We start from the raw sequence: 19,461 nt of genomic DNA on the forward strand, positions 1-19,461 counted from the left end.
ATGGCAACTGCAGTGACGATGCCGGCACTCGGCGAATCCGTGACCGAGGGCACGGTCACCACCTGGCTGAAGAAGGTCGGCGACCCCGTCGCCGTCGACGAGCCGATCGTCGAGATCTCCACCGACAAGGTCGACTCCGAGGTTCCCTCGCCAGTCGCAGGCGTGCTGTTGGAGATCTCCGTTCCCGAGGACGAGACCGTCGAGGTGGGCACCCAGATCGCGCTCATCGGCGAGCCCTCCGAGGCCGGGGGCTCGCCGGCTCCCGAGACGCCGGCCCCCGCCTCCGAACCGGCTCCTGAGCCCGCGCCCGCCCCGGCGCCCGCCGGCCCCGCCTCCGGTACCGAGGTGACCATGCCCGCCCTCGGCGAGTCGGTCACGGAGGGGACGGTCACCACCTGGCTGAAGAAGGTCGGCGATGCGGTCGCCATCGACGAGCCGCTGCTCGAGGTGTCCACCGACAAGGTCGACTCCGAGGTCCCCGCCCCGGCCTCCGGCTACCTCGCTGAGATCCGGGTGCCCGAGGACGAGACGGTCGAGGTCGGCACGGTCGTGGCCGTCATCACGGAGTCCGCTCCCACCGGCGCGTCCTCGCCCGCGCCGGCCGCGCCGGCCGCGCCGGCCCCGGAGCCCGCCGTTCACGCCCCGGCCCATGCCGCCCCGCCGGCTCCCGTCCATGCGGCGCCGGCGCCCCCGGCTCCGGTCCACGCCGCGCCCGCTCCCCCTGCGCCTGCGGCTCCCGCCCAGCCCCCGGCGGCGCCCCGCCCGGCGCACCCGGCCCTCACCGGCGTGGCCGCCGGCGGTGCTCCCGTCGCCGGTCCCACCCAGGTCTTCGGCACGGGGACCGGCTATGTCACGCCGATCGTGCGCAAGCTCGCCCGCGAGCTCGGCGTCGACCTCGCAGGTGTCACGGGGACCGGCATCGGCGGCCGCATCCGCCGTGAGGACGTCGAAGCCGCCGCCGCGGCCGCGAAGGCCGCCCGGGAGGCGGGCTCCGCCGGAGCGGCGCCGTCCGCTCCCGCCCTGGAGCCCTCGCCGTTGCGGGGGACCACGGAGAAGATGACGCGGCTGCGCCAGACGATCGCCACCCGCATGGTCGAGTCCCTCCAGACGGCCGCCCAGTTGACCACCGTCGTCGAGGTGGACGTCACCCGCATCGCCGCGCTGCGCGCCCGGGCGAAGACGTCCTTCCAGGAGCGGGAGGGAACGAAGCTCACGTTCCTTCCCTTCTTCGTCAGGGCCGCGACCGAGGCGCTCCTCTACCACCCGAAGATCAACGCGACGATCTCGGGCAAGGAGGTCACCTACTTCGACCACGAGAACGTCGGGATCGCCGTCGACACGCCGCGCGGCCTGCTGGTTCCCGTGATCAGGAACGCGGGCGGCCTCTCGATCGCGGACATCGCGCGCTCGATCAACGATCTGGCGGCCCGGACGCGCGATTCCAAGGTCTCCCCCGACGAGCTGTCCGGATCGACCTTCACGATCACGAACACCGGTTCAGGGGGCGCCCTGTTCGACACCCCGGTGCTCAATATGCCCGAGACCGCGATCCTCGGGATCGGGACCATCGTCAAGCGCCCGGTCGTGGTCAAGGACGCCGACGGGGCCGACGCCGTGGCCATTCGCTCCATGGTGTACCTGGCGCTGTCCTACGACCACCGCCTGGTCGATGGCGGCGACGCCGCCCGATACCTCATGACGGTGAAGAAGCGCCTCGAAGAGGGCGACTTCGCCGGAGAGCTCGGTCTCTGATCCCACTGGGCCGGGCTCCTTCCCCGGCCTCGTTCGCGGTCCGGGCCCCGAGGGGCCCGGACCGCGTCGTCGTCCTCGTCCTTCACCGCCCGTCCACCACCTGGACCGACAGGATCCGCCAGGGGCCGGTCGCCAGGTCGACGCGCACGCGGTGCGCCCGCTGGGCGGGGACCTCGGCGCAGGTCCGGAGGGCATCGCAGCGGCGGTGGGCCAGCTGCTGGATCGTCGCCACCGCCGAGACGCGGCCTCCCTCGCAGGTCACGTCGGCGACCTGTCCGACTCTGGTCCCCAGATTCTCCACCCGCGTGCCCGAGGCCGCCAGGGCCTCCACCAGACCGCGGTCGGACCGGGCGACTGTCGCGGCCGACACCGCGGCGACGGCATCGGCGTCCCGCCTCTCCAGGGCGTCATCGCGCGCACGCGCCAACCCGTCCAGAGCGGCGCGGACCTCGGCGGCCGCCGGGCACGGCGCCTCCGTCTCGCCCGTCCCGGCACCGGCCGTGACCGCGGCCGTCATCAAGGGGACCGTGAGCGTCGCCAGCGCGGCGGCGCCAGCCAGCGCGGCTCCCAGCGCGGCCATCTCCGCGGTCCGAGGCAGCCGGCGCCTCCCGCCGCGGTGACGCGCGGGCGCGTCCTGCCGTTCCGTTCGCGGCGCGGCCGCGACGCGACGCAGAGCCTCGGACGGGGCCGATGCGGCAGGGATCCCCGCCTCCCTCCTCCCGCCGGCTCCCAGCTCCTCGGCGAGGAGCGCCACCGACCGCCAGTCCCCCTCCTCTCCCGCCCCTCCTCCCTGAGACCATCCGCGGGTGCCCGTATGCGTCAGAGGATCGTCGATGAGGTCCACGACGACGGCGCGCCCGTCCGGACGCAGGATGATGTTGGCGGGAGAGAGGTCGCCATGGACGATCCCCGCGCGGTGAAGGGCGCGCACACCCTCCCGGACGTCCTCGACGATGCGCTCGCGCTCCCGCCGCGTGCGCAGGGACCCGCGGGCCATGGCCGACTCCAGCGTCTCCCCGGGGACCCTCTCGCACACCACGGCCCACCGCCCGTCATCATGGCGGACGACGTCGATGAGGCGCGCCACGCGCGCGCTGTCGACGGTCGACCAGGCCCGCCACCTCGCGACGAGGCCGTCGCCCTCGTCCCGGGAACGCAGGCAGGCCAAGGCGGCGGCGCCGTGGGCCGTCGTGGTCTCCCACAGGGGACCGCCCGCAGACATGAACGCAATCGATCCCAGTTCATATCCATTGATATCCATGGAGATATCCCACACCGGACCGGCCGCGGGTGGCAAGGGCCTCTCGGCGGCCTGTGGACGGCGCGCCCGGCATCCACGTCCCGTATTGTCCGAGTAGACTGCCCGAGTCGGCCGCGTCCATGCGCGGCAGGCCGCTCGCCTGCTCCTGCGCCGGATCGCGCCGGACCCTTGCGAGCCCGCCGTTCCCGGAGCACATCCGTGCACACCCCTGCCTTGCGCGCCCTCGGGCGCTACCGCGCGCTGCCCGAAATGGTCGGCTGGCCCGCCCTCCTCATCGCCCTCGGAGCACGCGCCCCCTTCGCCATGGTCCCCCTGGGAGCCATGACCGCCCTCACGGCCTCCAGCGGGTCCGTCGCCACCGGAGGTCTGGCGACCGGAATCATCTCGGTGTCCGCAGCCCTCGTCTCCCCCCTCATCGGGCGTTGGGCCGATCGGCGGGGGCAGCGCCTCGTCCTCCTGCTCCTCACGCCCGCCTCGGCGTTCGCCCTGGCAGCCCTCTACGCGGTCGCCCATCTGCGAGGACCGCTGCCCGCCCTCGTCCCCGCCTGCGTCGCCGTCGGCGCGACGACGCTGCCCATCGGATCCTTCACGCGCGCCCGGTGGGTGGGGATCACCCGCACGCCCCATGAGCTGGCCACGGCCTTCTCCTATGAGTCGATGGCCGACGAGCTCACCTTCGTCCTCGGCCCCGCCCTGGTCGGCGTCGCCGCCTCTGCGGCGACGCCCGACGCTCCGCTCCTCATCGCCATCGCGCTGGTCCTCCTCGCGACGCTCCCCTTCGCGACGTCCGCGCCCGGGACGCCCCCGCCGGACGCCGACGCCCCGGATCGGTCGCGGACCCCGCGGCCTGCGATCGCGCAGGTCCTGGCGGCTGCGGCCCCCGCCCTCATCGTGATGATCGGCATCGGGTGCCTGTTCGGCTCGACGCAGGCCGCCACCACCGCGCGCGCCGAGGCCCTGGGAGCGCCCGGAAGCGCCGGACTCGTCTATGCCCTCATGGGCATCGGGTCGGCGGTCATGTCGCTGTTCGTCGTCGTCCTGCCCGAGGCGTTCCGTCTGCCGGCCCGGATCCTCACCGGCGGCCTCGGGATCTCCCTCCTCATCTCGCTGGTCGCCCGCCAGGAGGGGCTGTGGGCCACCGGACTCGGACTGACGGCCGTGGGGGCATTCGTCGGACCCACCATGGTCACCGCCTTCTCCCTCGCCGAGCGCCTCACGCCCCGGGGAGGGGTCTCCGTCGCGATGACATCCATGTCCGCCTCGGTCACCGTCGGCGTGTCACTGGGCTCCGCCGTGGGCGGGGCGCTCGCCGCCGCCCACGGGCCCGCCGCCGCCTACGGGATGGGCGCCGTCACCGGTGCGGTCATCGCGATCGCCCCCCTGGTCGCATGGGCCCTGCACCGCCCCTCCGGGGGAGTCCCGGGACGGCACCGGACCCAGGTAGGATAGGAGCCCTATGGCTGAGAAGAAGGAAACCTCGGAGAAGAAGAGGCGCTGGTACCAGAACATCGCCGACGCCTACCGGATCACGGCGCGCACCTATCCCTGGGTCGGATGGGTGCTCGCTGGCCTCGGGGCCGCGATCGTCCTCGTCTGCGTCCTCGTCGGCGTCCTGGGCTCGGCAGGCGCCGGAGCCATCGCCATGTGGGCGATCACCGGCCTCCTGCTCGCCTCCCTCGCGGACATGTCGATCCTGTCACTGCTCGTACGGCGGGCGATGTACACGCAGATCGACGGCACCGTCGGCTCCGTCTACGCCGTCATCAGCCAGATCAAGCGCGGGTGGATCGTCGCCGAGCAGCCGATCGCCGCCAACAAGGACAAGGACCTCGTCTGGCGCCTCATCGGCCGCCCGGGCGTCGTCCTCATCTCCGAGGGCCCGACCTCGCGGGTGCGCCCCCTGCTCGACCAGGAGCGCCGCCGCATCCGCCGCGTCGCCCAGAACGTGCCCGTCACCGTCCTCGAGGTCGGCCACGGCGAGGACCAGGTGCCCCTGGCGAAGGTCGAGTCCCACCTCAAGCGCCTCAAGAAGGTCCTCACGAAGGAGGAGGTGCCCGCGGTCAGCCAGCGCCTCAACGCGGTCCAGTCCACGGCGGCCCCGATCCCGAAGGGCATCGATCCGATGAAGGTGCGCCCGAACCGGCGCGCGATGCGGGGGCGCTGAGCCCGCGGCGACATCGGGCGCCCGCGGTCCGGCCCCACGGATCGGACACATGGTGAGACAACAGGACGCATAATATTCGTCCCGACGCATAATTGGCCTATTCCTTCCCGTCGAAGTTGAGAGGCCCGCCATGCGCACCCGTTCCGCCGTTCTCGTCCCCGCCGCCATCGCGGCCCTCGCCCTGGCCGGGTGCTCCGACCCCGGCGACGCGGCATCGGGGTCCTCCTCCGTCGCCGCATCCGGGGAGTCCGATGCGGCGACGCCCGCCGCCAGCGTCACGCCCTTCGACGTCACCGCCCTCTCCGAGGTCCCCGAGGTCTCCTCCCTGGTCCCCGACTCCCTCAAGGAGTCGGGCGTCCTGCGCAACGGGGCCTCCGCCGACTACGCGCCCGGGGAGTTCATGGACACCGACGGCCAGACCCCCATCGGCTACGACGTCGACCTGATCAAGGCCCTCGCCGTCGTCATGGGCCTCAACGAGGGCACGACGACCCACGCGGAGTTCCCGACCATCATCCCGGCCCTGGGCTCCAAGTTCGACGTCGGCGCCTCCTCCTTCACCATCACGGCGGAACGTGAGGAGCAGGCGAACATGGTCTCCTACGTCGAGGTCGGCTCCGCCTACGCGGTCGCCGCCGGCAACCCGAAGGGCTTCGATCCCACAGATCCCTGCGGAACGACGCTCGGCGTCCAGAACGGCACCTACCAGCAGGAGTACGCCCAGACCCTGTCCGACCAGTGCACTGCCGACGGGAAGGAGGCCATCAGCATCATGCCGCTGGACCTCCAGACCGACGTGGCCACGAAGGTCATCGGCGGCCAGTACGACGCCACGCTGGCCGACTCCACCGTCATCGGGTACACCGTCGAGCTCTCGGGCGGCAAGCTCGAGCAGGTCGGCGACGTCATCGAATCCGCCCCGCAGGGCATCGCGGTGGCCAAGGACGACGAGCAGCTGGCGAAGGCCGTCCAGGCCGGCGTCCAGTACCTCATGGACAACGGCTACCTCACCCAGATCTTGGGCGCCTACGGCGCCGAGGACGCGGCCCTGACCACCGCCGACCTCAACCCGGCCGTCGACTGACGGCCCCAGACCCCCAACGCCCGGGGCGCGGTCCCCACTGCGCCCCGGGCGCTCCTGACCTCGGAGCGAGCAGACATGCCAGAGATCCGCGACGGTGTGGAGATCCTCCACGCCAAACCCGTTCCACGCCCCGGACGCTGGGCGTCCGCGGCGGCGGTGGCGCTCATCGCCGCGATGGTGGTGCACGGGCTGGTGACGAACAAGAACTTCCAGTGGCCTGTCGTCTGGCAGTGGCTGTTCTCCCGGACCATCGTCACCGGCGTCGTGTTCACCCTGCTCCTCACCGTCGTCGCCATGATCATCGGGACGATCCTGGCCGTCACGATGGCCGTCATGCGCCAGTCGCCCAACCCGATCCTGCGATGGGTGGCCACGTTCTACATCTGGTTCTTCCGAGGGACCCCGATCTACACGCAGCTGATCTTCTGGTCGCTGCTGCCCTCGCTGTACCCCTCGCTGGCGCTCGGCATCCCCTTCGGGCCCGAGTTCGTCTCCTTCGACACCAACACCTATTTCACGCCGCTGCTCATGGCCTTCGTCGGCCTGGGCCTCAATGAGGGCGCCTACTTGGCCGAGATCATCCGCGCCGGCCTTCTCTCCGTCGACAGGGGACAGTGGGAGGCCGCGACGGCGCTGGGGATGCACCGCGGCCAGATCTTCCGCCGCATCGTCTTCCCCCAGGCCATGCGCGTCATCGTGCCCCCGATCGGCAACGAGACGATCTCCATGCTCAAGACCACCTCCCTCGTCTCGGCGATCCCCGTGACGACGGAGCTGACCTTCGTCTCCCAGACCAAGGGTCAGCAGCTCTTCGCCCCCGTGCCCCTCCTCATCGCCGCCGCCATCTGGTACCTGGTCATCACCTCGATCCTCATGGTCGTCCAGGCCCGCATCGAGCGGCGCTACGGCCGCGGGTTCGACCAGCGCGAGCAGGCCGGCCGTCCCGGCGACCCGGACCGCCAGGACGCCATCAACTCCGCCGGCACCATCCATGACGATCCCTTCCTCGAGGTCACCCCATGAACGCCGCCCAAGCACCCCTCCCCTCCTCGACGTCGATGGTCCAGGTCGTCGGCGTCCACAAGTTCTTCGGCGACCTCCATGTGCTGCGCGGCATCGACCTCACCGTCGACCCGGGCGAGGTCTGCGTCGTCCTCGGCCCCTCGGGATCCGGGAAGTCCACGCTCCTGCGCTGCCTCAACGAGCTCGAGACCATCAGCGCGGGGCGCATCCTGGTGCGCGGCGAGCTGCTGGGCTACCGCGAGGAGACCCGTCCCGACGGCTCCGCCGTCCTCCACGAGCTGCCCGACAAGATCGTCTCCCGCCAGCGCAGCCGCATCGGCATGGTCTTCCAACGCTTCAACCTGTTCCCCCACATGACCGCCCTGGAGAACGTCATGGAGGCTCCGATCCAGGTGGCCCGCCGGTCGAAGGCCCAGGCACGTTCCCGCGCCCAGGAGCTCTTGAGCCGCGTGGGCCTGGCGGACCGGGCCGACCACTACCCCTCGGAGCTCTCCGGCGGGCAGCAGCAGCGCGTCGCCATCGCCCGGGCGCTCGCCATGGATCCTGAGATCATGCTCTTCGACGAGCCCACCTCCGCCCTGGACCCGGAGCTGGTCGGGGAGGTCCTCGGCGTCATGAAGGACCTGGCCGCCTCCGGCATGACGATGATCGTGGTCACCCATGAGATCGGGTTCGCCCGTGAGGTCGCCGACAGGGTCGTCTTCATGGATCAGGGCGTCATCGTCGAGCAGGGCTCCCCCGTCGAGGTCATCGCCCACCCGCGCGAGGCGCGCACCCGGGAGTTCTTCTCCAAGGTGCTGTGAGCCGGACGCTGCGTCCCGATGGCCCGGCCGCGTGTCAGGTCAGGCTGACGAGGTCCATGTAGCCGGGATCCCACAGGTCCTCGTCGGCGTCGGGCAGGAGCAGGACGCGGTCCGGCTCCAGGGCTTCGACGGCTCCCGGATCGTGGGTGACCAGGACGACTGCCCCCTCGTAGGTGCGCAGCGCGTTGAGGATCTCCTCTCGCGAGGCCGGGTCCAGGTTGTTCGTCGGCTCGTCCAGCAGCAGGACGTTGGCGGCGGAGACCACGAGCGTCGCCAGCGCCAACCGGGTCTTCTCCCCGCCGGAGAGCACCGAGGTCGGTTTGTCCACGTCCTCCCCGCTGAAGAGGAACTGGCCCAGGACGTTCTGCACATGCGTCCGGTCCAGGTCCGGAGCGGCGTGGGCCATGTTCTCGTAGACCGACAGCGAGGTGTCCAGGGTCTCGTGCTCCTGCGCGTAGTAGCCGAGCCTGAGACCGTGCCCCTCCACGACGCGCCCCGTGTCCGGCTGCTCAATACCGGCCAGGAGGCGCAGCAGCGTCGTCTTCCCCGCGCCGTTCAGGCCGAGGACGACCACCCGGGCCCCCCGGTCGATGGCCAGATCGACCCCCGTGAAGACCTCGAGGGATCCGTAGGACTTGGACAGCCCCTCCGCAGCCAGCGGCACACGCCCGCAGGGGGCGGGTTCGGGGAAGCGCAGGCGCGCGACCTTCTCGTCGCGGTGCTCCTCGCCGGCCTGGGCGAGGAGCTCGTCGGCGCGGCGCAGCATCTGCTGGGCGGCCACCGCCTTCGTCGCCTTGTAGCGCATCTTCTCGCCCTGGGCACGCAGCTGCTCGGCCTTCCGCAGCGCATTCGCCCGCTCCTTGCGGCGCCTCCTCTCGTCCTCCTCGCGCTGGGAAAGATAGGCCCGCCACCCCAGGTGGTAGATGTCGACCTGGGCGCGCGTCGCGTCGAGGTAGAAGACCTGGTTGACCGTGTCGTCGAGCAGATGCACATCGTGGCTGATCACCATGAACCCGCCCGGGAAGGCGCGCAGCCAGTCGCGCAGCCAGATCACCGAGTCGTGGTCGAGGTGGTTGGTCGGCTCGTCCAGCAGCAGCACGTCCGCGTTGGAGAAGAGCACGCGCGCCAGCTCCACACGTCGACGCTGGCCGCCCGAGAGCGTATGGAGGGGCTGCTCGAGGACGCGGTCGTCCAGTCCGAGCGAATGGGCGATCTGGGCGGCCTCGGCGCTGGCCGACCAGCCCCCCGCGTTCGTGAACTGCTGGTCGAGCCTGACGTAGCGCTCCATCGCCTTCTGCTGGCGCGCGCCCTGCGCCGACGCCATCTCCTGCTCGGCCGATCGGATCCTCGCCAGGAGCTGGTCGATGCCGCGCACCGAGAGGATGCGCTCGCGCGCCGGCTGGTCCTGATCGCCGATGTGGGTGTCCTGGGCCAGGTAGCCGACGGTCCCCGTGCGGGAGATCGCCCCGGTGTGCTCGGCCGCGCCCCCGCGGTCGGGTTCGCCGGCCAGCAGGCGCATCGTCGTGGTCTTCCCCGCCCCGTTGCGCCCCACCAGCCCGATGCGCATCCCCTTGTCCACGCGGAAGGAGACGTCGCGCACGAGCTCGCGCGCGCCGATTCGCAGGGAGAAGCCAGACACCGAGATCACCCGAGAAGTCTAGTCGGCGCCAGGGGCGCCTCCGCGGGCCCGGCGGCGTGGCACGCCCCACGAACGCCGTCGACGCCCGGGGCGTCGCCCTCGCAGGTGAGGGCGGTGCGACAATGGACGCCGTGATCGACCAACCCGCTCCCGCGCGCGCGCCGAGGCTCTACGACGTCGTCGCCGTGCTATTCGTCGCGTTCCTGCTCGTCTCGAACATCACCGCCACGAAGCTCATCGGCGTCCACGTGGGGCCTGCGTTCCTCGTCTTCGACGGCGGAGCGATCCTGTTCCCTCTCACCTACATCCTGGGCGACGTCCTCTCGGAGATCTACGGCTTCGCCCGGGCCCGGCGCGCGATCGTCCTGGGGTTCGCCGTGTCGATCCTCGCCTCCCTCGTCTTCTGGCTGGTCCAGCTCGCCCCGCCCGGCCCCGGCTACGAGAACCAGCAGGCCTTCGAGGCGGTGCTCGGCTTCGTCCCCCGGATCGTCGCGGCGTCCCTGTGCGGCTACCTCGCGGGCCAGCTGCTCAACTCCCGCGTCCTCGTGGGGATCAAGGAGCGCTGGGGCGAGCGCCACCTGTGGGCCCGCCTCATCGGCTCGACGCTGGTCGGCGAGGCCGCCGACACCCTGATCTTCTGCACGATCGCGTTCTACGGGGTCATCACCGGGGCGGACTTCCTCAACTACCTGCTGACGGGCTACGTCTACAAGGTCGGAGTCGAGGTCGTCATGCTCCCCGTCACTTACCCGGTCATCGGCTGGGTGAGGCGCCGCGAGTCCGCCCCCCGCGCCGCGGTGGCCGCATGAGCGTCCCGGGAGGCGAGGACGGGCCCCGGCGCGATCGGGGCTTCGAGGTCCGCGCGAGGCTCGGGAACGGCCACCGGCTGGGCCGCACCGGCATCCTTCACACCGCCCACGGCGACATCGCCACGCCGGCCTTCATCCCGGTGGGGACCAAGGCGACCGTCAAGGCGGTCCTGCCCGAGGCGGTGTCCGATCTCGGCGCCCAGGCCGTGCTGGCCAACGCCTACCACCTGTATCTCCAGCCCGGTCCCGACATCGTCGACGAGGCCGGCGGCTTGGGGCGTTTCATGAACTGGCCGGGTCCCACCTTCACCGACTCCGGCGGTTTCCAGGTGCTCTCTCTGGGCGCAGGATTCAAGAAGGTCCTCTCAGCGGAGTTCTCGGGCGCCGTCGACACGGCGGACCCGGCGCTGCGGGCGCAGGCCGTGAAGGCCTCGCGCGCCGTCGTCGACGAGGACGGCGTCGTCTTCCGCAGCCACATCGACGGCACGCGCCACCGCTTCACGCCCGAGGTCTCCATGGGCATCCAGCACCAGCTGGGCTCCGACATCATGTTCGCCTTCGACGAGCTCACCTCGCTCGTCCATCCCCGCGAGTACCAGGAGGAGTCGCTCGCGCGCACCGGGGCGTGGGCCAGGCGCTGCCTGGGCGAGCACAACCGCCTCACCGCCGAGCGCGCGGATCGCCCTTACCAGCAGCTGTTCGGTGTCGTCCAGGGCGCGAATCACGAGGACCTGCGCCGCCGCGCGGCGCGGGACCTCGCGGAGATGGAGCAGGACGGCCGGCGTTTCGACGGGTTCGGCGTGGGAGGCGCCCTGGAGAAGGAGAACCTGGGCGCGATCGTCTCCTGGGTGTGCGAGGAGCTCCCCGAGGACCGGCCCCGCCACCTGCTCGGGATCTCCGAGCCCGGAGACGTCTTCCAGGCCGTGGAGGCGGGCGTCGACACCTTCGACTGCGTCAATCCCTCGCGCGTGGCCCGCAACGCGGCGATCTACACCGCCGACGGGCGGTACAACGTGACGAACGCGCGTTTCGCCCGTGACTTCACGCCATTGGAGCCGGGCTGCGGGTGCTACACGTGCACGCACTTCACACGCGCCTACGTCCATCACCTCTTCCGCGCGAAGGAGATCCTCTCCTCCACCCTCGCCACGATCCACAACGAGTGGTTCACCGTGCACCTGGTCGACGGCATCCGGCACGCGATCGAGGACGGCCGCTACGGGTCCTACCGGGAGGACCGGCTCGGTCGCTTCCACGCGCGCCGCCTGCGGTGAGCCGGGACTGGGTGGCCCAGCTCACCGGTGCCGCCCTCGTTCCCGGCCCTTAACCTACGGTGCCGTAGGAGTAGCCTGGATGGAGGGACGACCAGACGAAGGAGAGGTCCTGTGACCAGCATCATCGAACAGGCTCATCGGCTCTATGACGCGGTGCCCACCGAGATCCCGGTGCCCGACGGGTCCCTGTTCGATGTCCTGTCCGATGCCGCGGCCCACTACCCCGATCGTGTCGCGATCGACTACTTCGGCGCCGCGACCACTTATGCCGAGATCCTCGAGCAGGCTGAACGCGGCGCCCAAGTGCTCCTCGACGCCGGAGTGCGGCGGGGCGACGTCGTGGCCGTCGCCCTGCCGAACTGCCCTCAGGCCTTCACCGTGTTCTACGCCTGCCAGCGCATCGGGGCGGTGGCCGCCGAGCACAACCCCCTGGCGCCGGCCGCCGAGATCCGGGGCCAACTGGAACGCCACCACGCGAGGATCGCCGTCGTATGGGAGAAATGCGCCGGAGCCTTCCCCCTGGACGGATCCACCGAGCTCGCCCAGGTCCTGACCGTCGACATCTCCGCCGGCATGCCGCGCTCCCAGCGCGCCCTGCTGCGCCTGCCCGTCGAACGGGCCCGCCGCACCCGCGAGCAGTTGCGCGCGCCGAGCCCGGCGGGCACGGCCTCGTGGGACCGGGCCGTCCTCCGCGCTCGCGCCGTCGCCCCCTCGACGCCGCAGGCCAGCGGGGACGACGTCGCCGTCATCCTCCACACCGGAGGCACGAACGGCGTGCCGAAATCGGTCCCGCTCACCCACCGCAACATCGGGGCGAACGTCAATCAGTGCGTCTTCTGGGTATGGAAGCTCCACGAGGGCGCAGAGGTGTTCTACAGCCTCCTCCCCTACTTCCACGCCTTCGGCCTCACTTTCTGCCTGTGCTCCGCCGTCAGGAAGGCGGCCACGCAGATCGTCCTGCCCAAGTTCGACGCCGATATGGCGCTGGACGCCCACCGCCGCCGTCCGGTCACCTTCTTCGTCGGGGTTCCCCCGATGTTCGAACGCATCCTCCGGCGCGCCCGCCAGACGCACACGGACCTCACATCGATCCGCGTCGGGGTCGCCGGGGCGATGCCCCTGTCCACCGAGCTCGCCGATCAGTGGGAGCAGGCCACGGACGGGATGATCGTCGAAGGGTACGGCATGTCGGAGACCTCTCCCGTGCTGTGCGGCGCCCCCTTGTCCGCCCGGAGACGCCACGGGGTGCTCGGCGTACCCTTCCCCTCCACGCAGCTCAGACTGGCCGCTCTGGACGACCCCTCACGCGACGTCGAGGACGGCGAACCCGGCGAGATCCTGGTCAAGGGACCGCAGGTGTTCGACGGCTACCTCGATATGCCGGAGGAGACGGCGCGGGTCTTCACCGACGACGGATGGTTCCGCACCGGCGACATCGGTGTCAACCGCGACGGCTACATCACGATGGCCGACCGCGCCAAGGAGCTCATCCTCTCCGGCGGCTTCAACGTCTACCCCAGCCAGGTCGAGAACGCGATCCGCTCGATGCCAGGCATCAAGGACGTCGCCGTAGTGGGGCTCCCCGTCGGCGACGAACGCGAAGAGGTCGCGGCGGCCGTGGTCCTGGAGGACGCCGCCCGGCCCGTCACCCTGTCTGAAGTGCGCGAATGGGCGGAGAAGTCCATCGCCCACTATGCCCTGCCCCGCCAGCTCGCCGTCATCGCCGAGCTCCCCCACAACCAGATCGGCAAGGTCATGCGGCGCACCGTCAAGGAGCAGCTCGCCAACCGTACGTCCCAGCTGTTCGAGCAGGCCTCTCGCAGCGTCGCCGGAGCCGTCGACCAGGCCTCGGACGTCGTGCGCCGCATCCTCCCCGGCGACGGGGACGCCGACCGCGACGATCACCCGGACGCCTCCCAGCAGTGACGAGGCCGCGTGGGCCTCAGACGTTGAAGCCGATGGCGCGCAATTGGTCGCGGCCGTCGTCCGTGATCCGCTCCGGCCCCCAGGCCGGCATCCACACCCAGTTCACCGATACGGAGGACGCCAGGCCGGACAGGACCATGTCCGTCTGGCGCTCGATGATGTCCGTGAGCGGGCACGCCGCCGTGGTCAGCGTCATGTCCAGCTCGACATTGTCCTGTCCGTCGACGCGGATGCCGTAGACCAGGCCCAGGTCGACGATGTTGATCCCGAGCTCCGGGTCGATGACGTCCTTGAGGGCCTCGAGGACGTCGGCGCCCGCGACGGATCCCCCGTCCTCCACGTCCGTCCCGGTGAAGCGCTGCGCGGGGGGCGCCGCGCCGAAGCGCTGCGCTCCCGGGTCCGTCTGAGCCATCGGGTTCCCCATGCTCATGATCGTGCTCCTCCCGCGATGTCGGTTCCGAGTTTGGCCAGTGCGTCGCGCAGGGCGTACCACCCCAGCAGCGCGCACTTGATGCGGTTGGGGAACTGGGAGGTCCCCTCCAGGGCAGCGGCGTCGCCGAGCCCGTCAAGGGTCTCCTCCGGGACGCCCCGCCCGCGGGAGTGCATCATCTGGTCCATGTCGGCGTACAGCCTCGCGACCTCGTCCGTGGACCGCCCGTCGACCAAGTCGGACAGCATCGACAGGGAGGCTTGGGAGATCGAGCAGCCGTCCCCGTCCCACACGAGGTCAGCGATCCGCCCGTCGGCCACCGACACCCCCAGCGTCACCTGATCGCCGCAGGTCGGATTCACCTGGTGGGAGGCGGCGCCGATCCCCGAGGGAACCGCCCCCGCGCCGTGGCGTTCGCGCGAGTGGTCGAGGATGACCTGCTGGTAGAGCTGCTCGAGACTCGACATCACATTCCCCCGAAATAGGACCTCACGTGGGAGAGGGCCGTCACCAGGCGCTCGACCTCGTCGAGTGTGGTCGTCGGCGCCGCCGACGCCCGGGCTGACGCCCTGACTCCGAAGAACGAGTGTAGCGGGAGGGCGCAGTGGTGGCCGACCCGCACGGCGACGTCCTCGGCGTCCATCACCTGGCCGACGTCGTGGGGATGGACGCCGTCGACGGTGAAGGAGACGACGCCGACGCGGTCGACGGCCTGCGCGGGGCCGAGCACCCGCACACCCGGGACGGAGGAGATGCCCTCGAGCAGCGCCCGCGTGATGATCTCCTCATGGGCGGCGACCCGGTCCATTCCGAGGTCCCCGAGATATCCGAGGGCGGTCGCCCAGGCCGCGATCTGCGCCACGGGCTGGGATCCCGCCTCGAAACGCTCGGGGGGCGCCATGTACTCCGTGCGCTCCATCGTGACGTCGGCGATCATCGACCCGCCCGTGAGGACCGGCGGCAGCGACTCGAGCAGCTCGCGGCGGCCCCACAGGGCGCCGGCCCCGGTGGGGCCCAGCATCTTGTGGGAGGAGAACACCGCGAAGTCCACGCCGAGGGCGTCCACGTCCACGGGCAGGTGGGCGCTGGACTGGCAGGTGTCCAGGAGCACCATCGCACCGACGTCGCGCGCAGCGTTCACGATCGGCTCGACGGGCGTGATCGCGCCGGTGACGTTCGACACGTGGGTGACGGCGACGAGCCGCGTGGACGGCGTGATGACGGACAGCGTGTCCAGGTCGATACGGCCGTCCGGGGTGAGGTCCAGCCATGCCAGCTCCGCCCCGGTGCGTGCGCAGAGCTCCTGCCAGGGCACGAGGTTCGCATGGTGCTCGGCGCGCGAGACGACGATGCGGTCCCCCGGCCCGATGCGCAGCCGACGGGCCTCAGCGCCCCCCCGCCCCTCCGAGGCGTTGCCGATCGCATAGGCGACGACGTTGATGCCCTCCGTCGCGTTCTTCGTCCAGACGATCTCCTCCGGGGAGCCGCCGATGAAGTCCGCGAGCGTGACGCGAGCGTCCTCGTACGCGGCGGTCGCCTCGTCCCCCAGCAGATGGGTCCCCCGGTGGACGGCGCCGTTGTGGAGACGGTAGAACTCCGCCTCCGCGTCGATGACGCACTCCGGCTTCTGCGAGGTCGCCGAGGAGTCGAAGTAGACGATGGGCCTGCCCCCCGCCCGATCCGGGCCAGGATCGGGAAGTCCCGCCGGATCGCGTCCAGTTCCCGCCTCGTGAAGTCCCTCTCCGGGGCGCTCGCCGTCTCCCCCATCACGGCCTCACAGCCCCAGGTACTTGTCGTAGCCCTCGTCCTCGAGCTGATCCGCCAGCTCGGGGCCGCCCGAGGCCGCGACGTGCCCGTTGACGAACACATGGACGTGGCTGGGGTGGATGTAGCGCAGGATCCTCGTGTAGTGGGTGATCAGCATGACGCCGCAGCCCGTCTGGCCGTGGACCCTGTTGACGCCCTCCGACACGATCCGCAGCGCGTCGACGTCCAGTCCGGAATCCGTCTCGTCGAGGATCGCGAAGGACGGCTTGAGGAGTTCCATCTGGAGGATCTCGAGCCGCTTCTTCTCGCCGCCTGAGAAGCCGACGTTGACGTCGCGGTCGGCGAAGTCGGCGTCCATGCGCAGGTTGTCCATGGACGCCTTGACGTCCTTGACCCATGTGCGGATCTGCGGCGCCTTCCCGTCGATCGCGGTCTTCGCCGTGCGCAGGAAGTTCGACACGGACACGCCCGCCACCGCCACCGGGTACTGCATCGCGAGGAACAGACCTGCCTTCGCCCGCTGGTCGACGGTCATCTCCGAGATCGACTGGCCGTCGAGGTAGGCGTCCCCCCCGATGATGTGGTAGCTCGGATGGCCCGCCAGCGCGTAGGCCATGGTGGACTTGCCCGATCCGTTGGGGCCCATGATCGCGTGGATCTCACCCGACTGGATCGTCAGGTTGACGCCCTTGAGGATCTCCTTGTTCCCCTCCTGGGTCTCGACGGAGACGTGCAGGTCCTTGATGCTCAGGGTCGACATGTTCTTCTCTCTCCTGGTCGGCGTCCGTCGCCGAGATTCATGTGGTGGGTCGCGGGGGGCATGCGAGCAGGCCCCTGCCGCGGGGCGTTGTCAACTCGCATCGCCCGCACCGGCGTCTGGCTCCGCCTCCGCCTCGCCCCGTGTGCGCTGAAGCTCCGCCTCGATGGCCGCCGTGAGATGGGCGCTGATGCTGGGCACGTCGATCTGGTTGATGACCTCGGCGAAGAAGCCCCGCACGACGAGGCCGCGGGCGTCCTCCTCCGAGACGCCGCGGGACATCAGGTAGAAGAGCTGTTCGTCGTCGAAGCGCCCCGTCGCTGAGGCGTGGCCGGCCCCCTTGATCTCGCCGTTCTCGATCTCGAGATTGGGGACGGAGTCCGCCTTCGCCCCTTCGGTGAGCACCAGGTTGCGGTTCAGCTCGTAGGTGTCGGTGTTGTCCGCGTTCTTCCCGATCAGGCAGTCCCCGATCCACACGGAGTGCGCGCCTTTGCCCTGCAGCGCGCCTTTGTAGGTCACCCGCGAGTAGCAGTTCGGCCGGTCGTGGTCGACGAAGACGCGGTGCTCGAGGTGCTGGCCCGCGTCGACGAAGTAGAGCCCGAGCATCGTCAGCTCGCCGCCGCTGCCCGCGAAGTCGGTGTCGGCGCACACGCGGACCAGGTCCCCTCCCAGGGAGACGACCACGTGGCGCAGGACCGTGTCCTTGCCCAGCCGCAGCCGCTGGTTCGAGGTGTGCCGCGCCGTGGCGTCCCACTCTTGGAGTGACACCACGGTCAGGTTCGCGCCGTCGCCGGCGTCGACCTCGACGGTCTGGTTGACCGCGCCCTTCCCCGTGTGGTCGAGCAGGACGGTCGCCCGCGAGAGCTCCTCCGCGCGGATGAGGATGTGCTGGGACTGGATCTCCCCGGACCCGGTGACGTCGATGACGACGGGCTCCTCGATGTCGGCGCCCTTCGGGATCGTCACCACCGTGGAGTGGTGGAAGGCCGCCCACGAGACGACGGCCGTACGGTCCCCGGGCTCCAGCACCTGGCCCAGACGCGGATCGTCGCGCCCCACCGTCTCGACGCGGACGGGACCGGATGCGCGCACCGACGCGCTCGCGTCGACGCCCGAGTAGCCGGCAGGGTCGAAGAAATCCCTCGCCCGCCTGATCGGCGTGAACCTCCAGTCCTCCTCCCGGCCCGTCGGCGTCGGGATGTCGTCGATGTCGAAGGACGTCGGCCGGTCGGCACGGGACGAGTAGTAGGAGCGAGGCCCCAGCCCCTCTCCCTCGTGGGAGTGCGGACGGGACATCGTGTCGAGGGTGCTCATATCAGCCGACGGATCCTTCCATCTGGAGTTCGATGAGACGGTTGAGTTCGAGGGCGTACTCCATCGGCAGCTTCTTCGCGATCGGCTCGACGAAGCCGCGCACGATCGTGGACCGCGCCTCCGTCTCCGTGAGTCCGCGCGACATCAGGTAGAAGAGCTGGTCCTCGGAGACCTTCGAGATCGTGGCCTCGTGGGTCATCTCCACGTCGTCGGTGCGGATGTCGTTGTACGGGTAGGTGTCCGTGCGCGACATCCGGTCGACCAGCAGCGCGTCGCAAGTCACGCTGGACTTCGAGTGGTGGGCCCGCGGGTGGATCTCCACCAGGCCGCGGTACGCCGTCCGCCCTCCGCCGCGCGACACGGACTTCGACACGATCGAGGACGACGTGTGGGGAGCCATGTGGATCATCTTCGCGCCGGTGTCCTGGTGCTGTTCCGGGCCCGCGAACCCGATGGACAGCGTCTCGCCGCGGGCGTGGTCGCCCATGAGGTAGCAGGCCGGGTACTTCATGGTGATCGCGGACCCCATGTTGCCGTCGATCCACTCCATGGTCCCGCCCTCCTCGACGATCGAGCGCTGGGTGACCAGGTTCAGGACGTTCGTCGACCAGTTCTGGACGGTCGTGTAGCGCACGCGCGCGTCCTTGCGGACGAAGATCTCCACGACCGCCGCGTGCAGCGAGTTCGTGTCGTAGATGGGCGCCGTGCACCCCTCGACGTAATGGACGTAGGACCCCTCGTCGGCGACGATCAGAGTGCGCTCGAACTGGCCCATGGCCTCCGTGTTGATCCGGAAGTAGGCCTGCAGTGGGATCGTGACGTGGACGCCCTTGGGGACGTACACGAAGGATCCGCCCGACCAGGCCGCCGTGTTGAGGGCGGCGAACTTGTTGTCGCCGGCCGGGATGGACTTGCCGAAGTACTCCTCGAAGATCTCGGGGTACTCGCGCAGCCCCGTGTCCGTGTCGAGGAAGACGACCCCCTGGCGCGCCAGGTCCTCCTGGATCTGCTGGTAGACGACCTCGGACTCGTACTGCGCCGCGACACCGGCGACCAGCCGGTTCTTCTCGGCCTCCGGGATGCCCAGGCGGTCGTAGGTCTCCCGGATGTCGGGGGGAAGATCGTCCCAGTCGTTGACCTGGCGGTCGGTGGGGCGCACGTAGTACTTGAAGGCGTCGAAGTCGATGCCCGACAGGTCCGCGCCCCAGGTCGGCATCGGCTTGCGTTCGAACAGTTCAAGGGCCTTCAGGCGACGTTGGAGCATCCACTCGGGCTCGCCCTTCTCCGCGGAGATGTGACGCACGACGCCCTCGTTGATGCCCGTGGGGACGCCCCGCGAGTAGTCGTCGTTGTCGCGCCAGCCGAACTCGTAGGCGCCGATGGACTCGATGATGCGGTCATCGGCCCGCCGGCGATCCTCCGAGGTCATCACGGGAGGTGACTGGGTCATGGGATTCC

16 protein-coding genes and 1 pseudogene are annotated in these 19,461 nt (G+C 70.4%); 9 read left to right on the forward strand and 8 right to left on the reverse strand.

Annotated features, from left to right (window positions below; genetic code table 11):
- On the forward strand, window positions 1-1,752 hold the full coding sequence (gene sucB, locus ACFQWG_RS04780) for a 2-oxoglutarate dehydrogenase, E2 component, dihydrolipoamide succinyltransferase (RefSeq protein ID WP_380972642.1): 1,752 nt from the start codon (window positions 1-3) through the stop codon (window positions 1,750-1,752).
- Between the two features lie 82 nt (window positions 1,753-1,834).
- Here the strand turns inward: sucB and ACFQWG_RS04785 are convergent, their stop codons facing one another.
- Window positions 1,835-3,013 (reverse strand): protein kinase domain-containing protein, encoded by a 1,179-nt coding sequence (locus ACFQWG_RS04785; protein ID WP_380972645.1) that lies wholly within the window; start codon window positions 3,011-3,013, stop codon window positions 1,835-1,837.
- Between the two features lie 198 nt (window positions 3,014-3,211).
- On the opposite strand from ACFQWG_RS04785, the gene ACFQWG_RS04790 reads away from it, so the two are divergent.
- From ACFQWG_RS04790 to ACFQWG_RS04810, 5 genes are all read left to right on the forward strand, one after another.
- Window positions 3,212-4,462, forward strand: a complete 1,251-nt coding sequence (locus ACFQWG_RS04790) for an MFS transporter (RefSeq protein ID WP_380972647.1) — start codon at window positions 3,212-3,214, stop codon at window positions 4,460-4,462.
- Window positions 4,463-4,469: 7 nt separating this feature from the next.
- Window positions 4,470-5,177 carry a DUF4191 domain-containing protein gene (locus tag ACFQWG_RS04795; protein WP_380972649.1) on the forward strand — a complete coding sequence of 236 codons (708 nt, stop codon included), beginning with the start codon at window positions 4,470-4,472 and terminating at the stop codon, window positions 5,175-5,177.
- Window positions 5,178-5,307: 130 nt separating this feature from the next.
- A complete protein-coding gene (locus ACFQWG_RS04800; protein WP_380972652.1) occupies window positions 5,308-6,261 on the forward strand; it encodes an ABC transporter substrate-binding protein in 954 nt (317 codons plus the stop codon).
- A gap of 75 nt (window positions 6,262-6,336) precedes the next feature.
- Window positions 6,337-7,284 (forward strand): amino acid ABC transporter permease, encoded by a 948-nt coding sequence (locus tag ACFQWG_RS04805; protein ID WP_380972654.1) that lies wholly within the window; start codon window positions 6,337-6,339, stop codon window positions 7,282-7,284.
- On the forward strand, window positions 7,281-8,087 hold the full coding sequence (locus tag ACFQWG_RS04810; RefSeq protein WP_380972656.1) for an amino acid ABC transporter ATP-binding protein: 807 nt from the start codon (window positions 7,281-7,283) through the stop codon (window positions 8,085-8,087). The genes ACFQWG_RS04805 and ACFQWG_RS04810 overlap by 4 nt, the downstream gene beginning before the upstream one ends.
- Window positions 8,088-8,121: 34 nt before the next feature.
- Here the strand turns inward: ACFQWG_RS04810 and ACFQWG_RS04815 are convergent, their stop codons facing one another.
- Window positions 8,122-9,735, reverse strand: coding sequence for an ABC-F family ATP-binding cassette domain-containing protein (locus ACFQWG_RS04815; protein ID WP_380972658.1), 1,614 nt, complete (start codon window positions 9,733-9,735; stop codon window positions 8,122-8,124).
- A gap of 113 nt (window positions 9,736-9,848) precedes the next feature.
- Between ACFQWG_RS04815 and ACFQWG_RS04820 the strand changes: the two genes are divergently transcribed.
- The 3 genes from ACFQWG_RS04820 to ACFQWG_RS04830 all read left to right on the forward strand — a co-directional run bounded on the left by ACFQWG_RS04820 (window position 9,849) and on the right by ACFQWG_RS04830 (window position 13,735).
- On the forward strand, window positions 9,849-10,535 hold the full coding sequence (locus ACFQWG_RS04820; RefSeq protein ID WP_380976231.1) for a queuosine precursor transporter: 687 nt from the start codon (window positions 9,849-9,851) through the stop codon (window positions 10,533-10,535).
- A complete protein-coding gene (gene tgt, locus ACFQWG_RS04825; protein WP_380972660.1) occupies window positions 10,532-11,809 on the forward strand; it encodes a tRNA guanosine(34) transglycosylase Tgt in 1,278 nt (425 codons plus the stop codon). The genes ACFQWG_RS04820 and tgt overlap by 4 nt, the downstream gene beginning before the upstream one ends.
- Window positions 11,810-11,920: 111 nt before the next feature.
- Entirely contained in the window at window positions 11,921-13,735 is a 1,815-nt protein-coding gene (locus ACFQWG_RS04830) for an AMP-binding protein (protein ID WP_380972662.1), read from the forward strand.
- Between the two features lie 16 nt (window positions 13,736-13,751).
- Here ACFQWG_RS04830 and ACFQWG_RS04835 read toward each other — a convergent pair whose 3' ends face one another.
- The 6 genes and pseudogenes from ACFQWG_RS04835 to sufB all read right to left on the reverse strand — a co-directional run bounded on the left by ACFQWG_RS04835 (window position 13,752) and on the right by sufB (window position 19,453).
- On the reverse strand, window positions 13,752-14,159 hold the full coding sequence (locus ACFQWG_RS04835) for a metal-sulfur cluster assembly factor (RefSeq protein WP_380976233.1): 408 nt from the start codon (window positions 14,157-14,159) through the stop codon (window positions 13,752-13,754).
- A gap of 2 nt (window positions 14,160-14,161) precedes the next feature.
- Window positions 14,162-14,632, reverse strand: a complete 471-nt coding sequence (sufU, locus tag ACFQWG_RS04840; RefSeq protein ID WP_380972664.1) for a Fe-S cluster assembly sulfur transfer protein SufU — start codon at window positions 14,630-14,632, stop codon at window positions 14,162-14,164.
- Window positions 14,632-15,932 (reverse strand): annotated as a pseudogene (locus ACFQWG_RS04845) (SufS family cysteine desulfurase). The gene sufU and the pseudogene ACFQWG_RS04845 overlap by 1 nt, the downstream one beginning before the upstream one ends.
- 7 nt (window positions 15,933-15,939) lie before the next feature.
- Complete coding sequence (gene sufC / locus ACFQWG_RS04850) at window positions 15,940-16,692, reverse strand: Fe-S cluster assembly ATPase SufC (RefSeq protein ID WP_380972667.1); 753 nt, start codon at window positions 16,690-16,692, stop codon at window positions 15,940-15,942.
- A 90-nt stretch (window positions 16,693-16,782) separates the two neighbouring features.
- Window positions 16,783-18,003 carry a Fe-S cluster assembly protein SufD gene (gene sufD / locus ACFQWG_RS04855; protein ID WP_380972670.1) on the reverse strand — a complete coding sequence of 407 codons (1,221 nt, stop codon included), beginning with the start codon at window positions 18,001-18,003 and terminating at the stop codon, window positions 16,783-16,785.
- 1 nt (window position 18,004) lies between these two features.
- Complete coding sequence (gene sufB, locus ACFQWG_RS04860; RefSeq protein WP_380972673.1) at window positions 18,005-19,453, reverse strand: Fe-S cluster assembly protein SufB; 1,449 nt, start codon at window positions 19,451-19,453, stop codon at window positions 18,005-18,007.
- Window positions 19,454-19,461: the final 8 nt, after the last annotated feature.

The organism is Schaalia naturae (assembly GCF_042665795.1).
In the GTDB taxonomy this organism is placed as follows: Bacteria; Actinomycetota; Actinomycetes; order Actinomycetales; family Actinomycetaceae; genus Pauljensenia; species Pauljensenia naturae.

Coding starts and splice junctions, on each gene's coding strand:
- sufD (WP_380972670.1), bottom strand. CDS start 18,003: ATGAGCACCCTCGACACGATGTCCCGTCCGCACTCCCACGAGGGAGAG.
- sucB (WP_380972642.1), top strand. CDS start 1: ATGGCAACTGCAGTGACGATGCCGGCACTCGGCGAATCCGTGACCGAG.
- sufU (WP_380972664.1), bottom strand. CDS start 14,632: ATGTCGAGTCTCGAGCAGCTCTACCAGCAGGTCATCCTCGACCACTCG.
- sufC (WP_380972667.1), bottom strand. CDS start 16,692: ATGTCGACCCTGAGCATCAAGGACCTGCACGTCTCCGTCGAGACCCAG.
- ACFQWG_RS04785 (WP_380972645.1), bottom strand. CDS start 3,013: ATGGATATCAATGGATATGAACTGGGATCGATTGCGTTCATGTCTGCG.
- ACFQWG_RS04810 (WP_380972656.1), top strand. CDS start 7,281: ATGAACGCCGCCCAAGCACCCCTCCCCTCCTCGACGTCGATGGTCCAG.
- sufB (WP_380972673.1), bottom strand. CDS start 19,453: ATGACCCAGTCACCTCCCGTGATGACCTCGGAGGATCGCCGGCGGGCC.
- ACFQWG_RS04835 (WP_380976233.1), bottom strand. CDS start 14,159: ATGGGGAACCCGATGGCTCAGACGGACCCGGGAGCGCAGCGCTTCGGC.
- tgt (WP_380972660.1), top strand. CDS start 10,532: ATGAGCGTCCCGGGAGGCGAGGACGGGCCCCGGCGCGATCGGGGCTTC.
- ACFQWG_RS04820 (WP_380976231.1), top strand. CDS start 9,849: ATGGACGCCGTGATCGACCAACCCGCTCCCGCGCGCGCGCCGAGGCTC.
- ACFQWG_RS04800 (WP_380972652.1), top strand. CDS start 5,308: ATGCGCACCCGTTCCGCCGTTCTCGTCCCCGCCGCCATCGCGGCCCTC.
- ACFQWG_RS04805 (WP_380972654.1), top strand. CDS start 6,337: ATGCCAGAGATCCGCGACGGTGTGGAGATCCTCCACGCCAAACCCGTT.
- ACFQWG_RS04795 (WP_380972649.1), top strand. CDS start 4,470: ATGGCTGAGAAGAAGGAAACCTCGGAGAAGAAGAGGCGCTGGTACCAG.